Below are 23,035 nucleotides of genomic sequence, written 5' to 3' on the forward strand. Positions count from 1 at the left end.
ATAGAGGATATAAGAATCCAAACCTATGTTGTGTGCTTTTAAGTGTATGTTTATCATGTAAGAGTTAACACTTTATTGCTGAACAACATAATAATGTTTAGCACGTTCATAGGTTTCTGCCTCTTCCAGTGCGATTCTTCTTAACTCATTGTAATATTCCTCCATTGGTATATAATTAAAAATCTGGTCCTCGTTAGTTGCACCCTTTGCCTTTTTACAAAACTCCTCCCATTTCAAATCATTTTCTTCAGTATTCTTATTCATAAACGCAACCTCCTATATCTTATTTAGTAAACTAATATCACCCCTGTTGTTATTCTCTACAAAAGCTATTATAGAACACACATTATAATATTTATGACAGGAAGCATCTATTATTAGTCCACCTTTAGAGTTCCTCGTTTAATTCATCCCTCATTGTGCTATACACTGTTAGCTTTAAAACTAGCATAATAAAATAATAACATGGAGATAAAAATGTTGTCAATACTTTGTGCTAACATCATGGATTGATGTTTTATCAGGGCAAGGCAGAGCGATAGAGGCGGCTGCTCAGTCCCCTGTCAACGATGATGGTCTGACCGACAATGGCTCTGCTTGCATCACTGCACAGGAACATCACCACGTCGGCGATCTCCTCCGGTTGGACGAAGAGTTCATCCGGCAGCTTGTCTACACCGTCCATGTACTGCCTCAGCACCTTGAATGAGTCCGTCTTGACCAATCCCCCCGATACTGCATTGACAATTATGCCACGCTCCCCCAGTGACTGGCTGAGGTCCCTAACAACGCTCTCCATGGCCGCCTTCATGCTGCCAAGGGGATAGGCTGGGTTGTAGAATTTGCTACCAAGCGACGATATAAATACAATCCTGCCTGCAACCTGGTTATCGCTATTTTCCGCTCCAGGACGCTCCTGGTTCTTTTCCGCTCCAGGACGCTCCTGGTTGTCTTTTTTCTCCAGCAGCGGCAGGGCCTCCTTGATGCAGAAGATGTTGCCGAGGTAGTTGACGTCCACTAGCTGTCGCAACTCCCTTTCAAGCAGGCGTTCGATGGGTTTAAATGGTGCCATTGCGGCATTGAGGACGAGGAAGTCCAGTCGTTGGCACTTATCTGCTATTTCGGCCATCAACTGTTTTACGGCTTCCCTGGATGATATGTCAGCCTGGATCTGGTAGGCGCGGCATCCCATGGCCTCAATCTCCTGACAGAGTGCCTGGAGCGCACCTCCTCTGGGGGAGTTTGGCGTCTCAGCCCTGCGGTGGTTGATAACGACGTCGGCCCCGGCGGCTGCAAACCGTAGTGCAATGGCACGTCCAATGCCGCGACTGCCACCCGTGACCAGCACTACCTTGTCCGCATGTTCCTTACCCCTGATACTCATAATGACGTTTTGTACACCTCATCGTGAGTACCTATGTCAAAGAGACTAACAGTATCATCAGTTATTTTGAATATAACCCGTATCTCTTTGTTCAGATAACAAGAGTATAGTCCTTTGAGTTTACCTGAAAGAGCGTGGGTTCTGAGAAATGGTTCGAAGACATCTCTCTCAAGTGTATGAATAATCTTCCTTAATGACTCTTTTAGTTCAGGGTTTTTCTCAACAAGTTTCGATGCTTTCTTAGAGAAAGACTTTGGATATCGTATTTTACGCATCATCAAAAATAGCGTTGAACGCCTCTTCTGCAGAGTCAAAACATATGAGTGGTTCTTTCTCTGCCTCCAATACACGTTGAACAAACGCGTCATGTTTGCGCTCTTTTTCGACCAGAAAGGCCACGAAATCTTGCAGGACAAGAATCGACTCAGGGGAAAGTTGGACTGTTGCTGCTTTTATATACTCTCTGTAAGCAGTGGTATCATCTGTTATTAAATCTTCCATAGGATCATTTTAGCACAAACTTGTGGTCTTACGCAACAGGCAGGAAGTTTCTGATAAAACCCAAGGGCGGCGCCTTATTATTTCTTTGACCACCACCACCACTTGCCGGCCTTTTTTTGGGTTTTGCGCAACAGGAAGCCTCTGATAAAACCCAGGGGGTCGCCTTTTATCTCCTTGATCACTTCCACGGGTTGCCCCTGTATGATGTCTTCAAATGGCCTTATTATGCTGCAAAAGTTGTACTTCATCACGGTGTCCATGTAGGACATCATAGTGCCGGTCCACTTGTTGGTTCTGATCAGGTGGTCGTAGATTAGTATTTCGCCGTTGGGTTTCATGACCCTCACAACTTCGGCAAAGGCCCTCTGCGGGTCATAGACGCAGGTGAGGAAGAGGTCGAGGATTGCCTTGTCAAAGGTATCTGCGGGGAAGTCCAGGTGTTCTGCATCCATGATGGTCAGCCGGATGTTTTTGTTGTTACCGTTGAGCCTCTGTTTTGCTGCCGCTATGCCCAGCATGACCTCACTGATGTCAACGCCATCCACCACGACGTCATCGGGCAGGTACGGCAAGTCGTAACCGCTGCCAACTCCCGGTATAATCACCCTGTCTGAAGGTTTGAAACTACACATCTGTATTGCCTTCTTTCTCCAGCTTCTCAGCGGCAACATCATCACTGGATAGAAAAAGGGTATGAACGTATTAAACGATAACTGCCTGAACTTATTTTTAAGATCAAATTCCATCGTAGTTTATTGTAACATAAGGGCAATCATAAACAACAGAGGCTATCAGGTGGCTACGATACCTCATAGAGGTCACGGGCGGTAGGGGGTGAGGCACCCCGGCCACAAGAATCCCGCCGCAGTGAAGAAGCTGTTAGTGTGTCGTTATGTGCTTGAGTTAAGGTATCCATGTTATTGGGGCCAAAAACCACGATCCATTAATTGCTCAAAGGTATAGATACAGGTCTCAGGTAATATATTGGCGCTAATTCCCGTCTCATCTTCAAAATCTTTTTTGGCTGCTATAAATCCTTTAGCTATAACTATTTCTATACTATATTTCAGGCTTGGGCTGTCCTCAAGCAAAAATTTAATCTCGTCCCTTTGAGTTCGTATTGTTGTACTCCAACTTTCACTACGCCGGTTTGGTTGGTACTGCCACTTTAACAGGTGCATTATTAGTACCTTTAATCGACTCAAAAGCTCTCGTCTATCTCTTCTGGCCATGCCCTCCAGCTCCTCTATTATATTTTCCAGGTCTATCTCCGTAAATCTGCCCTGCCGCAACAGGTTGGCATTATGAAACGCCCATTGATAAAAATCAACCTCATAGAGGTCACGGGCGGGAGTGTCCCGCCGCAGTAAAGAAGCTGTTAGTGTGTCGTTATGTGCTTGAGTTAAGATATCCATAGATATATGCTAACATTACTTACGGGACATTTGTCAAGAAAGCTGTGACGCATACGGCAATTGTCATTCAGGGCATCGCCTTGAGGTTGTCCTGGGCATTTCGATGTCCCGGGTCCAGGTCTATGGCGATTTTGAATTGCTGTTTTGCCTGCTCTGCCTTGCCCTGTAGCTTTAAGCAGATGCCAAGGTTGTTGTGCGCATCGGCATAATCGGGACGCAGGTCAACCGCTTTTTTGATAGCATCACAGGCATCGCCTATCCTTCCTTGTTTTCCTAAGACGACTCCCAGGTTGTTATATGCCTCTGCATAGCCGGGATTGAGCCTGATAGCCGTGGCATATTGGTCTGCGGCCTTTTCCAGATTACCCAGCCCCTCATACAGACGCCCAAGACGATAATGCACGGTGTGTATTTTGGGATTGCCCTTTCCCACATCCAGGGCATAGAGATATTGGTTCATGGCCTCTTCAGGGCGCCCTTGACGCAGATAAATATCCCCCAGATTGACATGGCCGGCGATGTTATGTCTGTACTTAACGGCGGCCCTGAATGCCTCAACTGCCTCGTTAAATCGCCCTTGTTCCATGTAAATTGTCCCCAGATTGTTATACGCATCGGCATAATTACCTTTAATGGCAACGGCGGCCTTGTACTGCCCTATGGCGTCGTCGGGACGACCTTGCCTGTAGTAGACAAAGCCAAGACGTGCATGTACCTCGGGATTGTCCGGCTCATAGGTCAGGATATAACTGAGCGTCTCTGCCGCCTTGTCGTACAGCCCCTTGCGTGCATATGCCGCCGCCAGCGAAATCCGGACAAACGTGTGCGGAGACTTCATGACATTATCCTCGTAGGCCGTTATGGCAGACTGACAGATGGCGTTTCTCCTGTACGTACCGGCACCAAACACAGCCGATACGACTAAAAGAGCAATCGTCAGCGCAATCCGCACCCTTTTTGCACCCACGACATCAGATGCCATAAACACCCCCACAACGATAACAACAAAGAATCCCACCGAGGCCATATACACCCTATACTCCAGGATCACCCAGTCCAGGATCGGAACTATGCTGGATTGGGGCGATATGACCACGAAAAACCACAGTATCCCTAACGATATGAGTGCCATGCCCTTACCACTGGTGTTACTTGACCCGTTTGCACGGTAGAACAGGTAAATGCCAAGGATAAAGATTAAGCTCAACACAATAAAGGATATGTATACATCAGGTTGCCAGAACGACGAGTATATCGGATAGTCATAGACCAGCGTCAGATTCACGGGAAACAACAACATCCTGATATAAGTGATTATAACCCTGAACTCTGTAAAGAGGTATTGCCGGCGAGTCAGGACATGGCCGGAATCATAAGATAAGTTGCCCATCGTTGCCGATATTATTGGTATATCGTAACCGAGATTGAAGTTGAGAATATACGGTATCATGAAGTAAAATGGCACACACCACAATAGACGTTTCAGTGGTTTTCCCGAAAAAAGCATAAACTCGATCATTGTTATAGTAACAGGCAAGGTGATGACGATCTGCTTTGTTATTGATGCAAGATATGCCGTAACAACGGCTGTCATGTAAAACGAAACGCCCTTGAGCCTGCCAGTTGAAGCAGTCTTGCCGCCGTGCAGATATTGCTCTTTGGATTTGAAGGTTTTATCGGTCAGGAATCGCCACTTCAGGTATAACAGGATTGTAAGCAAGTAAAACAACGTAGCCAGAGAGGTATATCGCTGAACGACCAATGTCACGGCCTGATGCTGCAACGGATGAACCACAAACAATAGGGCGGTAAAAAAGGCAACCTCGTGTTTAAATAACCGATTGGGATTACCTGTTGCGGTGCTACTGTTATTGCCGTACCGCAGACCTCCGGCCCTGCGCAGGTAGATCACCAACAGGTATACCAACATGGCATTGACGATATGGATTGCTATATTGGTAATATGATATCCCCTGACGTCTTCGCCATGCAGCTTATAGTTTAGAGCAAAGGTAAGGTTGGCGACATATCTGTTATCACCGAACCAATCATAGGAGTATCCTGAAGATGCAGTGTCGATTACCTGTATATCATCGAAAAAGAACGGAACGTTTAAGCTGTTAGAGTATACCAGAAAACCAGCCAGGGCAATTGTCAACACCTGAAAGGTCACCTTATTTATGAGGATGTTTATTACCCTGCTCATGCCTTATCTCCGTGTATGACCTGATTGCATCAGCTATTAAAGCACAAACATTTGTTCTCAGTCAATTTGCTCAATTGTAAATTGGTATGGTCTATTTTCAGTGTTTAATGTTACAATAGAAGACAGGAACGATGAAACTACCTTCTGATACATTAAAGGAACTCAAAGGCAAACTGCTTCCAAAAGGAGCAGAGGGTCATCCCGGCACGGATGGTACCCCTCAGGGGACACCACCCGAAAAGGGAGATGGCAAGTCATTGAAATTGGCGTTGTTGCTGATGCTCCTGGCCCTTGTCTATGACGTCTCCCCCGTTGACGTCGTCCCCGATGTGCCCATTGTGGGATGGATCGACGATTTCTTTGTCACCGCTGCGGCAGCTCTAAACGTTATACATGCCCTGACAAGCGCCCAAAACTCTGCCCTGACAAAACTGGTAAGCATACTCAAATGGATGGTGATCTTTATCGGCATAATCGCTGTCTGTGTGATACTGATAAGCATGCTTGGCATTATTAAGTTTATAACGTCTTAGGCATATTTATAACGTGCCGGGCAAAAAAGCTACAGAAAAATATAGTTCTATTTTATAGAAAAATACTGTAAAATATAAACGTAATGATAAAACGACAAAAGGGAAGTATGCCGAAAATAAAAATACTGCTCATCCTCGATGATGCACAAGAACAACTGGCCATCATGCAGTCTTGCAAGGGTAAAGGACTCACCTGTAGCTATACGGCGGCAGGGTCTGTCGCTGATGCGAGGGTCAAACTGGCCAGAGACAGGCATGACGTAGTGATACTTGACAACAATCTGAGGGGTTCCGATGCGCTTGCGCTGCGTGATTACCTGGGCGATACCCCCGTGATACTGATAACGGACGACGCTGAAACGGCAAGCATGGCACTCAAGGCAGACTTTGAATGTCTTGCCAGAGACCCTCAGCGTTATTATCTGAATGTTCTGCCGACACTGATAAACCACGCCGTGCGCTCTAACCAGGCAATTTCAGAGGCCAGGGTGCAGCAGGCACAACTGCTCAATGCACAACTGTACCAGAAAGAAATCATCAACAGCTCCCTGGATATGATCATAGCCGTTGACACAAACCACAGGATCGTGGAGTTCAACAGGGCAGCGGAGGCCACCTTCGGGTATAAGGCAGACGAGGTCATCGGCAAAGACATAAATATGCTCTACTGTGATGATACGGAGTTGTTCAGCACACATAAGTTACTGTCAGAGACAGGGGTCTTTATGGGAGTTGTCCACAACCGCCGCAAGGACAACGATATCTTCCCGGCATTTATTTCGGCCTCAGTGATGCGCAATATCAATGGCGATATAGTTGGCTTCATGGGCATATCGCGCGACATATCGGAACAACGCAGGGGCGAGGATGCCCTGTGGAGCTCCGAACACCGCTACAGAAACCTCGTTGAAAACATGCACGAATTTGTCGTGGAAATAGACCCTGATGGCGTTTTACTCTTCGTCAACAAGTCCTTTGCCAGAAGCATGGGGTATCGTATCGACAGCATAACAGGGGTCAACTACGCATCCCTCATCCACTCCGATGATGTAGAGAACTTCATGGCAAAGTGCCCCTTGAACAGAGCAAGGATTGCCCACCTGCGCAACTGCGAATACCGATTAAAAATGGCCGATGGCAGTTTCATCAACGTTATAACAAACGGAGACCCTGTCTTTGATTATGAAGGCAATCTGACGTCTTTCCTGCTGGTGTCCTTTGATATGACCGTCAGAAAAAAGGCCGAAAACGAACTGAACAAGGCCAAGGAAAAGGCCATTGCCGCCAACAAGGCCAAGAGCGAATTCCTCGCCAACATCAGTCACGAACTGCGAACCCCCATGAACGGCATCATTGGCATGACCGAACTCACACTCGATACCCACCTGACCGCAGACCAGAAAAAGTACCTTGAGATGGTCAGAGACTCGGCCAATTCCCTGATGACGCTCTTAAACAGCATCCTGGACTTTTCAAAAATAGAGGCCGGAAAACTCGAACTGGAAGATATCGACTTCAATGTCAGGGAGGTCCTCGAGTCTGCCATAGAGTCGGTCACGCCGCAGGCCGAGAAAAAGGACCTGGAACTCCTGTGTCACATTGCCCCGGACGTTGCCACCACGGTGCGGGGCGACCCGACGCGCATACGACAGATAATTGTAAATCTGGTGGGCAATGGTATAAAGTTTACAGAGCGTGGTGCGGTAGTCCTGTACCTGCGCAGGGGACAGACAGATGGAGAACCGGGAAAGGTTATCTTGGACTTTGCTGTCCGTGATACGGGTATTGGCATCCCCGCAGATAAGATCGATACCATTTTTGACAGCTTCACGCAGGTCGATGGCTCCGTAACCAGAAAATATGGCGGCACCGGCCTGGGACTAACCATATCCAGGCAGTTGGTGCAACTGATGAATGGCAGCATCTCTGTAGAAAGCGAAAAGGACAAGGGCACTACCTTTCGCTTCACCGTTGAGGTCAAGGGTACCGATAAGGTCATTGACAGGGATGCCTCCAAACATTGGTCAGCCTTGGCGGGAAAACGCGTACTTGTGGTGGACTCACACAAACTCAGCCGTCGTATCATCACGGATATGCTCTATGACTACAACATGATAGTGACGCAGGCCGATTCCCCACAGGCGGCCATAGAGCAACTCAGCAACGCATGTTTTAACGGCAAGCCTTTTGCCGTTACCCTGATAGACTCGAACCTGTCTGTCGGTAACGCCTTTGAGCTGGCAAACCAGATCAAAAACGACACCGTCTTTGGCGAAACGGAGATTATAATGTTGGTGCGTGCAAGTGAAACACGCTTAACCTATCGCTACAAGGGTTCAACCATCTGGGGGGTGGTACACAAACCCGTCAAACGCTCCACGCTGATAGACTCCATATACCTTGCCACGGGTGGTTTCCTCAGCGAAACCTCCCTGATGCAGACACACATTACACACAAAAAAATCCACAAAAAACTCTCCGTCTTACTCGCAGAGGACAACTACATAAACAGGGAACTGGCCACCAAGGTAATAGAAAACCTGGGACACGAGGTCGTCTCCGTAACCACCGGCAAGGAGGCCATCGAGGCCCTGAGCAAAAGACACTACGATATCCTGTTTATGGATATCCAGATGCCCGAAATGGACGGCTTTGAGGCCACCAGGGCTATCAGGCAGGCAGAGGGCAAACACTTTGACCCGCAGATACCGATAATTGCCATGACGGCTCATGCCATGAAGGGCGACAAGGAGCGCTGTCTCGATGCCGGTATGAACGGCTATATCTCAAAGCCCATCTCCATTGCCTCGCTCATAGAGACGATTGAACAACATGCACCATCGGCAGGTCCGTCGGGGATTACACCACCACAGAGACAGCCCGATACCATTGCGCATCCCCCGTCATCGGATGAAACAGCAGACCGTGACAAGGTCTTTGATCGCGAGGATGTCTTTAACAGGCTAAATGGCGACGAGGAACTTATGCAAAAGATATTTGAGGTCTTTATGCTTGATGCCCCACGCCAGATGGAGATACTCAAACAGGCCCTCGATGACAACAATGCCACAGTCGTAGAGAGACAGGCGCACAGCATCAAGGGAATGGCTGCCAACGTTGGTGGCATACTGACAAAGAACGAGGCCATGCGCATGGAAATAGCCGCCAGAAAATTAAACCTCTCAAAGGCAATGCTACGCTTTGAGTCACTCCAGAGGGAGATGAACAGGCTCATAGAGGCCATTGAAAAAACCGGCTAACAACACTATTATATATATAAAAAACAGGAGGAAGCAATGAGAATATTGATAGCAGAGGATGATTTCACATCACGCACGCTGTTGCAGCACTTCCTGTCTCCATATGGGGACTGTGACGTAACGGTCAATGGCAATGAGGCGTTGGAGGCCTTTATGCTTGCCATAGACGAGGGGCAGCCATACAATCTTATTTGTCTGGATATCATGATGCCGGAGATGGATGGCATAAAGGTGTTAAAGGCCATTCGTGCCAAGGAAAGGGAGCTGGGCGTCACACCCCAGAAAGAGGCAAAGGTGTTTATGACAACCGCCCTTGACTCCCCCAAAAACGTCATAGAAGCCTACTATCGCGGCGGATGTACGGACTACCTCACAAAACCCATTGATACCAAAAAGCTCCTCGCCCGACTGAAGGAAAATAAGCTGATAGATTAAGACGGATGATGTCCCCCTGTCAGGTAATCAAACACATATCACCGTGAGAGGGGGAAGGTGACAGAGGAGCTTACAACTCCAGAAAAAGGTCAACGCCGTTGAGGAACATCGTATAGGCAAGGGGGGCCTGTTGCACCTTGGCAGCAAATGCGCTGATCAACCGGTGTGCCTTTGACCTCGGCTCGTTGTCTGCCGTTAAGCGGCTCAACCTCACGAGATTGACAAGGGCAATGGAGTTGCCGGATGGGTATGCCCCGTCGTAGACGTCCTTGGGACGCACGGGTAGCTCCGTGCTGCCTGATGGGGTCATATAGAATCCACCGCCGGATGTATCATGAAAATCCTCTATCATGACCTTGTTAAGCCTGCCTGCCTCATGCAGATAATCGGCATTGAGGCTGCTTTCGTATAACTCCGTCAGTCCGTACACCAGGAAGGCATAGTCATCGAGCGTTGCATCTATGGAACTGTTACCGTCCTTGTAGCAATGCCTCAGACGGCCATCCGGTGCCGACATGGCAGTGAGTACAAAGTCGGCGGCGGTTTTGGCTGCCTCCAGATATAGCGGCTCATTCACGACCCTTGCAGCCACTGCCAAGGCGCCAATCATAAGACCATTCCAGTCGGTCAGTATCTTTGTATCCTTAAATGGGGCAATGCGCTGACGCCTCTTTTTGAGCAGCTCCGTCACCACCGCATCAAAGACAGTGTTGACGCCTGACTCTGGCCGTGTATCTCTGAGATGGAGGATGTTTCGGCCATCAGTGGTCTTGGTCAGTTCGTTGTGGAAGTTGCCCTCTCTGCGCACATTAAAGGCGTCAATGGCAAGTTCAGCCGTGCCGGTCTCACCCAGGGCCTCCGTGATTTCGTCGTAGCGCCAGAGATAGAACAGCCCCTCAACACCATTGCTATCGGCATCCTCGGAGCAGTAAAACCCACCTCGTGCATCCCGCATATCCCTCAACACGTATGTCAGCACCTCTCTGAGGGTGGTTTCGTACACCCGTTTGCCGGTGAGCTGAAAGGCCTCGGCATAGGCAATGGTCAGCATTGCCTGGTCATACAGCATCTTCTCAAAGTGAGGCACCAGCCACTGCGCATCCGTGCTGTAGCGATGAAAGCCAAATCCGAGCTGATCAAATATGCCACCCTGTCTCAGTTTGCTCAGGGTCGTTTCAACCATCTCCAGGGCATTTGAGTCGTTGGTGCGCCTGAAGTACCGCATCAGAAACATGAGGTTGTGGGCGGCGGGGAATTTGGGGGCTGTGCCAAATCCGCCATTTTCAGGGTCATAATTACCCGATAGTTGTTGGTATGTCTTATCGGATAGCGATGTATCGGGTGCGTAATCGGGGTTGATGTTGTTGGTGGTCAGTGATGCCTTCATGGCGTCTATGGCCTTGTTGGCCATGGCGTGCAGGTCTGCTTTCCTGGTCTGCCAGAGGTCACTGATCCTGGCGGCAATCTCAATCAACCCCAGGTAGCCATTACGAGTACTCCGGGGGATGTATGTTCCGGTAAAGAAGGGTTTCTTGTCGGGGGTCATTATAACAGTCAGCGGCCATCCTGCCGTGCCGGTCATGATCTGGCAGGCGTTGATGTATACGCTGTCAACGTCCGGACGCTCCTCCCTGTCAACCTTGACGCAGATGAAGGCGTCGTTGAGGATGGCCGCAACGTTGTTGTCTTCAAAGCTCTCATGCGCCATGACGTGACACCAATGGCACGTTGAGTAGCCGATGGAGACAAACACGGGTTTGTCCTGCGTCTGTGCCGCCGTAAATGCCTCAGCGCCCCACGGGTACCAATCAACAGGATTGTCTGCGTGTTGCAACAAGTACGGACTCTTTTCACTCTTTAATCGATTATGGCTCATTGTTAGGGGCCTCCGTTCTCTCTTTCTCCTTCCCGTCTTCTCTTACCCTGAAGAGCCTCATGACGGGGAAGTCGTTGTATACCTCTTCGTATAACCCTCTGTCGTAGTTGCCCAGGACGTACATCTGATTGAAATTTGAGGCATAGACCTCTTCGTTGAGCAGATAGAGCGCAAAGACATCCCGCCCTCGCACGAACAACTCAAGATACAGGCCGTCACTGCGGGGATAATCAACCTGCTTGATGACCGCACCATCACGGACGTAGACGGCCTTTTTTATGGGATAGGCGTTGTTGACAATCCCCCTGACCATGTCCACCTGATACTTGTTGCAACCATAGACGCTGTTTACAAACGTGTTGCACTGCAAGTACACAAGGACAAGCTCACTCCTGGCAGAATGACGCACCGGATCAACCCCGCGGATAGAGTATATCCACGAAAACTTGAGGATCATATCCCGCGTAAACAACAGATACAACCTGTCGTTTCTAACGTTGTCCAGGACGGAATTAACGGTGCGACCATCCAGGATGGCCTCAGGGGTCACAGAGGAACCATGACCGTTTAACAGGCCTATGACGTTGTACAGCTCGACCTGACTTTTGGACGTAAGCCCATGAGCGATCAGATAGGTCTTGTTGCCTCTCTGTGCACCGCCGTCTATAAAGGTGGCAAATCCGCCAATGTCCTCTATGGCATAGCCGTTGTCCCACCACGACAGGACAGCCGAGTTCAACGGCAGACGGCTTTTCAAATACAACAGGTCTGTATACGTCTGTGGAGTTACCGATGGCGCGGGGACGTAATCATAGCCGGTCTGCCCCAGGACGACCAGGCAAAACACAACGACCAGGGCATATGGCAGCAGCTCCTTAAGACGTGGTCGCCTGACGTGCAACTTTCCAAGGACAAAGCCCGCACCGGCCGTCAAGGCATACCCATATCCAATCCCCACCAGCGGGGCAAGGTACATCACAAACCTGTTGGAACCCAACAGCGACATCAGTCCAACAAAGGCGATTGGCGTCAACGGTATTGCCTTTTTCACGTGCAGGATGGCAAAGAGGATGAACAACACAATACCCGCAGCACTCAACCACTGATTGCCCAGGATGTAGGATAGGATGTCCTTGAGCGGCTCCCGTATGACCTCCCGTATTGCCACGGATGCCACGCCCACGCTGAATCTGGTGGGTTGCTCCAGGGAAGGCTGATCGCTGGAGAGGTTTCGCAGGATGTAGTTTGACACAAATATCTTTGCGTTAGAGATTATACCCGACATGGCAGCCCTGTCTACCCTGCTGAACTGATATAGCAACGCCGCAACGATGATAACAACAAGCGCCCACTGTATCCACCTGCCCTTGACCATATCGGTGGAGAAGGCAAAGACCATACCCCCGGCAACCACAAACACAGCTATCAGATACGCAACAGGCAACCTGTCCCCAAAGACCCCCGACACCGAAAGCAACAGGAAGACTATCGTGCCAATCAGGATGTCCTTTGCGGGCGTCCTGTTGACAGCCAGGGACAGGACGAGCGTTAGCAGGTAGGCAACAAAAAAGTGCCACGACGTATACCAGTGTGAAAACACAAACATCGTCAACCCGGCAAGTGCGCAATGGATATAAGTGTATCTCTTGTGTGCGGCCTCAGAGGCAAGGAGTATGAACAGCGACGTCAGAAACGGGAAGAACAGGTTCAGTGCGTCCGTGTCCACCCAACCCACGGAGCTTCTGGCAAAGTACACGCCGCTCAATGACCCGATCACAGAGCCAACAATGCCTGCCGCCGGGTATCCACACCTGAAGAAGTAGACCAGCAACGGTATCAGAAACAATCCCGCCAGGAGCATGATCAGATACACGCCGGTTACATAGAGGTTGTCGTCGAAGAACACGGAGAGTTTGGCAATCATGATGCACAGCAGGGGCAGACGTGCGGGATTTGGTATGCCATCGGGGTAATTTCTGAGGCGATCGGCAGGGTCCGGGGAGTAAGCGCCGGTCTTGTAATCCCTGGCCAGCCTGAGCCAGTAGAAGGCGTCGAGGGTGGTCATAATGGGCGTGTTGTCGTTGACAAAGTAGTTGGCGGGTGCCTTTTTCCACTGTGCGTACTGATGCACCCTCACCGCCGTAACTGCGGTCATGCACAGGACAATCGCCACAATAAGCCCAACGTTAATCCTCTTGAAGAACGTCTTTGATAAGCCTATTTCAATATCCATAAAGAGATTCTTTCACTGTCAGGTTATTGTATCACTTCTGTCTCGTCAAAGTCTAACGGGTAGCGCCCCAAGGCAGGGCAATCACATTTGACCGGAAGTATAAAGAAAGTAAGGAGGGTGGCTCTGCTTCTTCGCTTGACCCCATTTTACCATGCTTCTTTAATTTGACAATGTCATATTCCAATTTATGCAATTAAAGATGTCTGAACCACGCCTGCGACCGTAGGAAGCAAAGTAGTCAATCTTGGTTCAGACAACATTGTCACAGTAGGTATAAGTCGTAATCCCTTCTAAATGAGGTCTTAATTCTTCACAGAATGAGCAAACGTCCGTCAAGTTCAGCGTCGTAATCCCTTCTAAATGAGGTCTTAATTCTTTTTCTTAACATGATAGCACACGATCTCACAGAGTCGTAATCCCTTCTAAATGAGGTCTTAATTCTTTTAGAAATAAGCATTGTTTAGGTTGTGATTATGAGGTCGTAATCCCTTCTAAATGAGGTCTTAATTCTTTTACTCTCCATGAATTTATTTAACAATAGCAATGACTTAGAGACAGGGTTGCACAATTTTATCCCTTCTCTATAAGTTACTGTTAAGTTTGTTCTGTAGACTATCATCATTTTCAAAGAATAAAGCTAAGATAACATTTTTTATAGTTGGTTTGCAATAGTGTATTTTCCAAGGCCAAAACTTGTACCCTTTCCTACATGCAGTACCTCACCTGCCTTAACTATTGAGTAGAAAGGCTCTATGTCCCCTCTGTATATTATAGTGCCTGTGAGGCCACCCATCTTCATATGCGTTTTCTGTCTGCTTGAGTACCGCTGCCAATCCCACCACTCTAACTTATCTTCCAGAATTGAAACATATGCCGCATTGTCTATTATATTCTTGTGATTCCACAATAATTCCGACTCTTTACAGTGAAAGTAATGAAGGAGATATATCCTGCGCATTAAGGCCCTTAGCAATATGTTAAACTCCAGCTTGACCACCATATCTCTGTTAAATAGAATCCTGACAGGAGTTATAAGTCTCAATTTAAGCTCCCTATGAGAGGACTTATCGAACTCGAAGGTCTCAGAGATATGTAATTCCTCCGGCAGGCCAGGAATTATCTGACCATCATCAATATTGTAAACTGTCCTTTTATCATCACTTACATTGATTAATCTGTACTTGCCTCTGCCCATGCCAAGACCAATTTTGCCAAGCTCAATAAATGCCAAGATGAAGTATGGCAGGTATTGCCCTGCGTTGCCTATCAATATCAGGTTAAAAGTTAGTCGTTGAGATTGATTAAATACCCTCCCGGATTCATCGGGTGGCTCTATTATAAATGGATGAGGGATTTGTTCGTACTTGTTCATATTCATAACATTTGTATCTTCCATGGGAGAGGTCTCAAATATGTAAGAATAGATACAACTTGCCTTTAGGACACACCCTGTACATTGCTGTCTTTTAAGGGCACATACAATACGCTTGAGTGCATTGCCAAACCCCCCGCGCATTGTAGAACCCTTATACGGTGGCAACGACAGGGTATCTAATGCCTCTATTGTTAAACTATATCTACGGTATTGAATCGTCATTCCAAAAAGATTTCCACACCCTCAGGTATCCTGTCCCCACAACCCATGACTATGGGTCTTGAGTCAGACGGTAACGGGTATATCCTTATATCGTCCTCAGCAGGGTCTATAATACGACCAAGCTCCTCCTTTACCAGTGTCAATTCGTTCCATGTAAACCTGCAAAAAAATACAGAATACTGCAAATGAAGCCCTCTGCCTCTTATATACCTGTATACCTTTGCAAGCCTGCGAGCATCCCTTATATCATAGCACAATAGATAGTTTGATTTCATGCCCCCAACTCCCTCATTAAACTAAAGATGAACTATTGTTATACATGTTTATGCTCTCTTGCTTATCTGTCTGCAATCTGTGCTGTACCCCTTAAGGAGATAACGCACGTCATGCAAACGGTTATCTTCCGTAATATCATAGGCTATGAGATACAATGTCCTTGTCATAGACCACAGGTATCCTTAATCGTCAAACTTAAGCTTTGGAAAAACGGGGGCGTCTGACTCGTTAAAACTCTTTAGGTCAAGGATAAACTTCTTTAGCTTGTCATATGTTTGTTCCTTTGAACTATTAAAACCATGGGCAAGGTAAGAGCTATTTCTTTCCTCTTGTAAGTCCCTGAAGTTATCCTTACTCAACGAGTAAGCCTGCCCTAATTCATCGTTAAGTTCAAGAAGCAATTGCAGGGAGGCATCTTGTGGCAGCTTGATCTTACCACGATCCCCATATTTTTGGACAAAGTCGTCCTTGATTTTTTCTGGTAACTGCTTCTTTTCTACATCAGAGGTGTTTATGTTGTACTTGTCCAGGAGCCTCTCCTGTGCAATCATCTCCACAAGTCTGTATAGCCTGAGTATGGCATCATCAATCTTTCCCTCCTCAAACCTTCTGAGTGCATTTGCATACATGTCAAGGACATGGGCACGAGAGCAACGCCCTTTTGCCTCTGATAACACGTTGACAATCTCCAGGTTCTTCTTTGTGGCCTCAGCAAAGGCCCTGATGCCATTATCATGGAATTCTTGTAATAAGTCTACCCTTCCTTTTGTGAACGAGTCTTTGGCCGGCCGGTGTTTGAACAAATCCCATTTGTAGTAACCATCTACAAGGCTCGCCAGCAATTTAAAGTGATAACTGCCTTCTACCCCCTTCTGCACCAGACCGTCTAACAAGTCCTTTGCGGCCTTAAACTGATATTGATTGAAAAGTAGCGAAATCTTTTTCTTCTCCTCTACTGCCAATAAATCCCACGGATTTACACAATCGCGGATCGTTTCGTGTCCGTCCTGTACAATGCCAACACCGTCCTTAGTCCTCTGCGTTCCACCAACGTATGAGTAACAAAAGCCATCCGTAATTGAGGCAAGGGCAAGGGCTACAGACATGTTTTTTGTCCCACCAGTGTAATCAACGATCACATCCTCCTTCCCGTAGTTCTTATCCATTACCCTTTTAACTGATTGCTTTGCCAGGACAAAACAGTGCCGTAAATCATCCGCATTGTCTGCCAGGGTTACTTCGCTTTTTATATCCAACCCATCAGTGTCTTTAATGCTTTTTCTAATATCAGCGATCTTGTCGCACGTGTCCTGGGATGCAAAGAACGAGACAAATTCAGGTCTATAGTGTGAAATGGACTTTACAATAGGTTCCGGTGTTCCACCAACTGATATGATCATTGCCTTGTACTTCTTTTCTTCCACGATTATTCCTCCCTATTGTTGATCATTGTTCACAATCTCCAACACTGCCCATCCAAAGGGCTTGAGACTGCTGTTGGCCTCTGGCTCGGGCTCCTCGGATGCAAACCACAGGGTAGTGGCATGAGGCTCATAAGTAGACGGTTCACCTCTTTTATGCATAATCTTTATACGCCTATATCCCTCAATGGTTACGGCCTCTGCCCCGGAGTGCCTGCCTATCCTGATCAAAAAGGCAGACTTCCCCCATTTGTCCTTGAACTGCGAAGGCATCACGGAGGGACTTGCCTTGATTCTTGCTATGACCTTGTTATCCTCATCGTATATACTGTTGTAGAAGTCATTGACGGCCTTTAACAAGATACCAGATTGAACAGGATTGGTTATAACACCTGACTTTAACGGTTGATCAATGTTTATGGTACCGCTAAAGACCGTATTAACCCCTATCGTCTCTAATATCTGATATGGCCCCTTAGCGGCCTGACCTTCGTCCTTCTTTCGGTTAACGGCGTAGAATATCTTGCATTTTGCCTCCCCTTCCGGTATAAAATCTGATACCTTGAGCAGTCGCAAGGGGTCAGTGTCAAATTGTCCGCCAAGGAGCTGTTTTTCCAGGACTTTCTTTGCGTCTTTATCATCACACTTCAATCGCTTGCTTTCCTTTGCCAGCTTATTCAGATAGGCCGTGCGCATTGCCCCCTTTATCGAGGAGCCTGGTATATACGGCAGATTGTTATGTGGATTGTATGCGGTTCTGGCAATTTGAAATTGATTGAGTTCCTTTTCCGCATTTTTTGTATCCTTAACCTTAACCTTTTTGAAATGCTCCAGCAGGGCGTTGTTACACGAAACCCTGACAATGATCTTCTGCTTGTCGGGCTTAAACTTGCCGGCAACAAAATTCATCATTTCGACAATAGATGCAACACTGCCCTTGTCACATATGCCTAAGAACTCCTCCCTGTCCGGTTTCGACAAGGAATCGACAAAAACCATTGGATCAAAGGCTGCCAGGTTCAGTTCATTACTTTTATTGCGGAGTATCACAAACGACGTTGGCTCATATATGTCATCGCAGCCTATGTGCACCGGAGACATTACGTGGAGCCGGGCATGTATAGGTTTTTCCATCTTAAGCCTCCACGCTAACCGGTATGTTAACCGGTATGTAGAGCGAATACCCCTGTGCCACGGTCTTATCCTGCGCAAGCGATATATCAGTGACACCAACCCCTATATACGGTTTCTTAGGTATATCTTTATTCTTTGGCATAAAGACGGCCCCTTCATCGGCCATGACAACCGGGCACTTAAAGGGATTGCCTGACCTGGCCAGCACATCGCCATGCTTGCCAAACCTCGTAAACGGCGTAAAAAACATATCACCGTAGACACCCCTCTCAGGGACACATGGGGCAAGGGTGTAACAGGCATTTGGATTATCGCTGCCCAAGCCGGCGAGGTCTATCTCCATACACTCCCCCAGACAAAACCTGCCCAGGCCGCTTGAGGCATCACGGCCAAAGCCCATATCCCCGATCCTCTCTATGGCCATAACGACCTGCTCAATTGTAACAACATCCTCGTCCATGCCTACAAACAGCGCCAGTTCAGTGTTAGGATAATACACCCCATGCTCCACTGAAAATGGTGCAAAGCGACCCTCTCCGGTTGTGCCGGTATACCTGTTGATAGTGTTGTGAGGTTGAAGAAAATCAGCGATACAACTGCCATCGCCCCTCTTGTGTATCTGCTGCCTTTCTGTATCACTCAGCGCTGCCTTAAATTCATCAAACAGCTCCTTGTCATTGCAGAATTTCAAGTCCTTAAACGACGGGAATTTCTTGCCTTCCGGTACAAGCATCCACTTCTTTGACTTAACCTCCTTGCGCTTTTTTATGCGTTGCACTGTGTCCTGCGGGAGGTCAAACATGCAATCAGGTGGCAGGTTCGGCGAGGGTAGGGCATATGTGTAACTTCGGTTCACATAGAGCTTTGGAAAAGCGGATGAAAATACCACAAAGGGAGCCTCCGGATAACGGGCAATCAGGGTGTATAACTGCTCACCGGGCAGCTCCTGTTTATCGTAGGCTAGCTGCCAGCAGAAGTGCCCAAAGATGGTGTCTCCCTTGAGAGGGGTTGCAAATCCGCTAAGTGGCTTTATGGTAATCTCATATGTCTTCAACTGCCGCCTCCCTGCTTAAAGGGCTTCAGCCCCTCAAACATGCTGTTTATCCCCTCGTCGTTAAACGATATCTTTATCCTTCCATACCCCCTGCTTCCACTTCCACCAAGGGCATCCATCTCAAGCAGCTTGAGTCCCTTAAGTACTGATTCAAATAGCACCTCATCGTCCTCAGCCAATACCTTGAAGGTAATCAGGAAGTTAAAAACTGTCCCCTCCGGCACCCGCTCGATAAATCTCGGATTTTCGGCTGTACCCTTGATCCTGTTTATGACGTTTTCCGATTTTTCCTCCGTAAGAGGCCACCGGTTGTCCTGCGCCTTTTTAAGCCACTCGCTATCGAGATAGCAGTCGGCAAACGACGCCCTCGTCGGTCCAATTTCCTCAGAGGCAGCATCAGCGCTCACCCCAAAGACCTTGAGCAAGCCGGTACACTTGGCCTTTAAATCCTTGTCGTTTTTTACCATGTCCAGCGTCTTGCCCGATACAACGTCTCCGCCTGTGTAAACCATAAGGCCACTTTCCATCTCAAGAAGGGCTCGCACCTTTCCCTTTAGCGAGGACCCGGGTATATAGGGTTGACGGGTATGGGGGTGCTTGATCACGGGGCTGTCCGTGCCGCCGATGTGCATCTCCGTATTGCCAGAGCCTATGTGAAGACCACTCTTAAGTGTTATCTTGCCCTCAAGTTTCTTGATTTCTTTGAGTCTTAATTCCATGTCTTACCTCCGTGTCTTAGTCCTTTGGATTATAGTGTTTATAATATCCCATAATGGCCTCAAAGAAGCTTGCAAAGACGTCAAGGTCTCTTTCGTCATTAATCTGATCTATCTGTCCTTTGATGAAATCCTTAAAATCGCTTGATATCAGCTTTCTACCCTCGGCATATGCCGCCTTTGCGTTTAACATCTTCAGGTAAGGCAGGATTTTTTCAAATTCCGATGGCTTTTCCTTTACCCTCCTGTTAAACATTATGACCTCATCATAAAACTTTCGTGTCTGAGAGCTTTTGTTTTTTCCTTCGTTATTGCTTAATTTCTTGGCAATATTATCGGCATTATTGGAAAAGAGATCAGGATTAATCAATCCTTTTTCCTTATCCTTCCAGAAGTTTACCTTCTCAGTACTGCTTGTACCTTTACCTCCGCTCTTTGCGTCCATTTCATTTCCTCCTTATCTACGGTTATAGATTATCTGCCACAGCGGTATCTTTAATCCTCCACCGTGCTCCTCAAGCCATTGAGCGCTCTGTTCCACTTCCTTTAGCGCCACGGCTCGTTCATCATCTTTAAGTCTCCTTCCCACGTTCCTGACAAGGGTGTATCTGAGCATTGCCCTCCACTTCAGGCACTCTATATCGTCTATGCTAACCTGCCCCATCTCCAACAGCCTATTGGTCTTCTTTGACATCTCAATAAAGGCGTTTAACTTAAATAGCATGGCGCTATTGATATAACCACTGTCTAACCACTTATTAATTGTGTTCCTGCAAGAGTTCAATGTCTCAAGCCCTTTCCACTTTACCGTCTCTCCAAATATGGTTATAGCATTCTTGGCTTCAACAGACTTGGATTTCTCAAGCGCCTCCTCAGACCTCTTGGCAAGCGACAACACCGGATCGTTAGGCTTGCTGAGGCTTATACCGGCGGATATCGTAATATGCCTGTTGCCACACACATACTCCCTGAACCTATCTCTCATAAACCCGGCAAAGTCAATAATACGGTTCCACGGTCCAATGACAAACAGGTCGTCTCCACCCGCAAACACGGTGTAGATATCCTTAAACCTGTCATCCGTGCTTAGGAGGTGTGGCAGGTACACCGTAAAAAACAGGTTCAACTGCCTGCTCAATGTCGCCATCCGTGAGATACTCATGCGTTCCTTTCTGATCCCACAACCAAACACAACTCCGAGGTTATCCACATCGGCCTTGAGCGCTGCCAGGGCCTCAGTCCCAGTATTTTCCCCATCCTCCAACGGATCCACCTTCAGGGCCACCTTGGCAATATCGGAAAACGACTTTGGCACATGCCTGACATCAGTTGGCACGTAACCGTTGAGGAACCTGGCCGTCTTATCCGTGGTTATATCTCCATCCTTTGAGATAGATATGTCCCAGTCTTTGACGAGTTGCCTCTTGCGGACAAGCTCATTGAGCTGCCCTGTTACATCCAAAGACACCTGATAGACGCCAAAGATGGGTTCCAACAGGCTATTTTCGAGGCTTGCCTCTTTGGTGGTAACCGCTATAAGGTTTTTTTTGACAAGTTTTGTGCCTAAGTATATATGGTCCCTGCAGATATTGCAGGCAGACTTTTCCTCATCTCCTAAGAGGGGATCGTTTTCAGCCTTTGGGCTTGACGGCCTCTTACCGCAGAAGGGACACAACGCCTTGGCCAGAGCATTGTTAAACCTTTTGAGATAGCCCTTGACAGGGCCGCCGTAGTTGTCAAGGTCGATCTTCTTATACTTGCGTCGCTGAGACTGCATAGTAAACCTATCCCAAAACTCAGAAAACCCCTTGGAGATAAGGTTGTTGCATGAGACCTCACAGCATGATAGCCCAATAGATGACTCTCCGAGAAAGTTGTCCATAAACCATTCATTGATTTGTGTCTCCGTCTCATGGACTCTTTCTACGGTCTCAGTCGTGTTGGGGGCCATGACGGTAAACTTACCTGCGGCGTTTAAGATAATCGAGGACGGGGTTAGCCCTATGTTCGTACATAGCAGGTGGGCGGCTAGCTCTGACAGGAGCGAAACCGCAAACGACCTCCCCCTCAGGAGCTTGGCGGCGGCCTGCATTGTGCTGCCACCCTCGGCAAAGATGAAGTCCTGGATGCCGTAGAAATCCCCTGTTACAAACAAGAACTTTTTATCCTCGTAATCCTTGATCCTCTCTATGTCCATACTGTCGGTCTGTTGGTGATACAGATAAATGGCCGAGGCAATGGCAGAGGTTGTCCTGGAGTGGTCATAGAGTGAGATATCGGGTATTGTCCTGCCCACGGTAGCAGAGGGGATGTTTGAGGCGTAGGTCATGAAGAGGCTATCAAAGTGTTCAAACCACAGCGGTTCTTCTTTGTGCGAAATATTGCCAAGTGACGCTACAAAATCCTCGAACAGCTCGGTATACTCCTTCGTTGCTGATTTGCTGTCTAACGCGCTGTACTCGTCACCCTCTATCGGAAAAATGTCTTTAGGCGAAAGTCTCTTTAGCGGGTATCTGAATGTGTAAGAGCTTATATCGTCCTCTTTTGGTTTGCCATCCAGGGCGATCCCCTCAAAGATAGAGAGCATCCGTGTTTTTTTGTAGTCCTTGACTTTCACCTCGTTACTGTAGTCCTCAAACTCTTTCCTGTCCATACCGCTGCTTACCCTGTCGGCAACCGCTATGATCCACTGCATAGGGGTCTTTGCATTGTGGTGCCCTGCGGCAAGGTTGATAAAAGAATCACCTGTCCCCCAATTGCCCTTATTAAACCTCGTTGGCAGATACTCCTCGATGTATTCAATGAATGCCGCCGTATAGAGTGCATGGCTATGGGTGTAATGATTGTTGTAATACGGTTGATACAGACCCGCATTGCCGTTTTTGTATCCTGGTTCTACGGGAAACCCCGCCCTTTCAGCGAACTTACCGATATCATGTAAATAACTGGCGATAGCTATCTTGTAAACCGTTTGATTGTCCACTTGCCCCTCCT

20 protein-coding genes are annotated in these 23,035 nt (G+C 47.8%); 3 read left to right on the plus strand and 17 right to left on the minus strand.

Annotated elements, in window-relative coordinates:
• Positions 1-72: 72 nt before the first annotated feature.
• The 7 genes from Mcas_RS04185 to Mcas_RS04215 form a co-directional block, all read right to left on the minus strand.
• Positions 73-264, minus strand: coding sequence for a hypothetical protein (locus Mcas_RS04185; protein ID WP_040334258.1), 192 nt, complete (start codon positions 262-264; stop codon positions 73-75).
• Positions 265-520: 256 nt separating this feature from the next.
• Entirely contained in the window at positions 521-1,384 is an 864-nt protein-coding gene (locus Mcas_RS04190; RefSeq protein ID WP_040334259.1) for an SDR family oxidoreductase, read from the minus strand.
• Positions 1,381-1,752 (minus strand): type II toxin-antitoxin system RelE/ParE family toxin, encoded by a 372-nt coding sequence (locus Mcas_RS19140; protein WP_081853598.1) that lies wholly within the window; start codon positions 1,750-1,752, stop codon positions 1,381-1,383. Before Mcas_RS19140 ends, Mcas_RS04190 begins: the two co-directional genes overlap by 4 nt.
• Positions 1,652-1,885, minus strand: coding sequence for a hypothetical protein (locus Mcas_RS18460; protein WP_040334260.1), 234 nt, complete (start codon positions 1,883-1,885; stop codon positions 1,652-1,654). The genes Mcas_RS19140 and Mcas_RS18460 overlap by 101 nt, the downstream gene beginning before the upstream one ends.
• A 77-nt stretch (positions 1,886-1,962) precedes the next feature.
• Complete coding sequence (locus Mcas_RS16245; protein WP_052566842.1) at positions 1,963-2,631, minus strand: class I SAM-dependent methyltransferase; 669 nt, start codon at positions 2,629-2,631, stop codon at positions 1,963-1,965.
• Between the two features lie 171 nt (positions 2,632-2,802).
• Complete coding sequence (locus Mcas_RS04210; protein ID WP_081853599.1) at positions 2,803-3,300, minus strand: DUF29 domain-containing protein; 498 nt, start codon at positions 3,298-3,300, stop codon at positions 2,803-2,805.
• 67 nt (positions 3,301-3,367) lie between these two features.
• Positions 3,368-5,506: a tetratricopeptide repeat protein gene (locus Mcas_RS04215; RefSeq protein ID WP_040334261.1), complete on the minus strand. Its 2,139-nt coding sequence runs from the start codon at positions 5,504-5,506 to the stop codon at positions 3,368-3,370.
• A gap of 131 nt (positions 5,507-5,637) precedes the next feature.
• Here Mcas_RS04215 and Mcas_RS04220 point away from each other — a divergent pair, with 131 nt between their 5' ends.
• The 3 genes from Mcas_RS04220 to Mcas_RS04230 all read left to right on the plus strand — a co-directional run bounded on the left by Mcas_RS04220 (position 5,638) and on the right by Mcas_RS04230 (position 9,734).
• Positions 5,638-6,039 carry a DUF1232 domain-containing protein gene (locus Mcas_RS04220; protein ID WP_052566843.1) on the plus strand — a complete coding sequence of 134 codons (402 nt, stop codon included), beginning with the start codon at positions 5,638-5,640 and terminating at the stop codon, positions 6,037-6,039.
• 107 nt (positions 6,040-6,146) lie between these two features.
• Positions 6,147-9,299: a response regulator gene (locus Mcas_RS16250; protein ID WP_052566844.1), complete on the plus strand. Its 3,153-nt coding sequence runs from the start codon at positions 6,147-6,149 to the stop codon at positions 9,297-9,299.
• A 36-nt stretch (positions 9,300-9,335) separates the two neighbouring features.
• Positions 9,336-9,734 carry a response regulator gene (locus tag Mcas_RS04230; RefSeq protein WP_040334262.1) on the plus strand — a complete coding sequence of 133 codons (399 nt, stop codon included), beginning with the start codon at positions 9,336-9,338 and terminating at the stop codon, positions 9,732-9,734.
• 70 nt (positions 9,735-9,804) lie between these two features.
• Here the strand turns inward: Mcas_RS04230 and Mcas_RS04235 are convergent, their stop codons facing one another.
• From Mcas_RS04235 to cas10, 10 genes are all read right to left on the minus strand, one after another.
• Entirely contained in the window at positions 9,805-11,610 is a 1,806-nt protein-coding gene (locus tag Mcas_RS04235; protein ID WP_052566845.1) for a thioredoxin domain-containing protein, read from the minus strand.
• Positions 11,600-13,843, minus strand: coding sequence for an STT3 domain-containing protein (locus tag Mcas_RS04240; RefSeq protein ID WP_040334263.1), 2,244 nt, complete (start codon positions 13,841-13,843; stop codon positions 11,600-11,602). The genes Mcas_RS04235 and Mcas_RS04240 overlap by 11 nt, the downstream gene beginning before the upstream one ends.
• Positions 13,844-14,495: 652 nt before the next feature.
• A complete protein-coding gene (gene cas6, locus Mcas_RS04245) occupies positions 14,496-15,440 on the minus strand; it encodes a CRISPR system precrRNA processing endoribonuclease RAMP protein Cas6 (RefSeq protein ID WP_040334264.1) in 945 nt (314 codons plus the stop codon).
• Complete coding sequence (gene cas2, locus Mcas_RS04250) at positions 15,437-15,715, minus strand: CRISPR-associated endonuclease Cas2 (RefSeq protein ID WP_040334265.1); 279 nt, start codon at positions 15,713-15,715, stop codon at positions 15,437-15,439. Before cas2 ends, cas6 begins: the two co-directional genes overlap by 4 nt.
• Positions 15,716-15,898: 183 nt before the next feature.
• Complete coding sequence (locus Mcas_RS04255) at positions 15,899-17,140, minus strand: TIGR02710 family CRISPR-associated CARF protein (RefSeq protein ID WP_200873626.1); 1,242 nt, start codon at positions 17,138-17,140, stop codon at positions 15,899-15,901.
• A 12-nt stretch (positions 17,141-17,152) separates the two neighbouring features.
• A complete protein-coding gene (gene csm5, locus Mcas_RS04260; protein ID WP_040334266.1) occupies positions 17,153-18,271 on the minus strand; it encodes a type III-A CRISPR-associated RAMP protein Csm5 in 1,119 nt (372 codons plus the stop codon).
• 1 nt (position 18,272) lies between these two features.
• On the minus strand, positions 18,273-19,325 hold the full coding sequence (gene csm4, locus Mcas_RS04265; RefSeq protein WP_040334267.1) for a type III-A CRISPR-associated RAMP protein Csm4: 1,053 nt from the start codon (positions 19,323-19,325) through the stop codon (positions 18,273-18,275).
• Entirely contained in the window at positions 19,322-20,044 is a 723-nt protein-coding gene (gene csm3 / locus Mcas_RS04270) for a type III-A CRISPR-associated RAMP protein Csm3 (RefSeq protein WP_040334268.1), read from the minus strand. The genes csm4 and csm3 overlap by 4 nt, the downstream gene beginning before the upstream one ends.
• A gap of 16 nt (positions 20,045-20,060) precedes the next feature.
• Complete coding sequence (gene csm2 / locus Mcas_RS04275; RefSeq protein ID WP_052566847.1) at positions 20,061-20,486, minus strand: type III-A CRISPR-associated protein Csm2; 426 nt, start codon at positions 20,484-20,486, stop codon at positions 20,061-20,063.
• Between the two features lie 12 nt (positions 20,487-20,498).
• Positions 20,499-23,024, minus strand: a complete 2,526-nt coding sequence (gene cas10, locus Mcas_RS04280; protein WP_040334269.1) for a type III-A CRISPR-associated protein Cas10/Csm1 — start codon at positions 23,022-23,024, stop codon at positions 20,499-20,501.
• Positions 23,025-23,035: the final 11 nt, after the last annotated feature.

This window comes from Candidatus Magnetobacterium casense (genome assembly GCF_000714715.1).
In the GTDB taxonomy this organism is placed as follows: domain Bacteria; phylum Nitrospirota; class Thermodesulfovibrionia; order Thermodesulfovibrionales; family Magnetobacteriaceae; genus Magnetobacterium; species Magnetobacterium casense.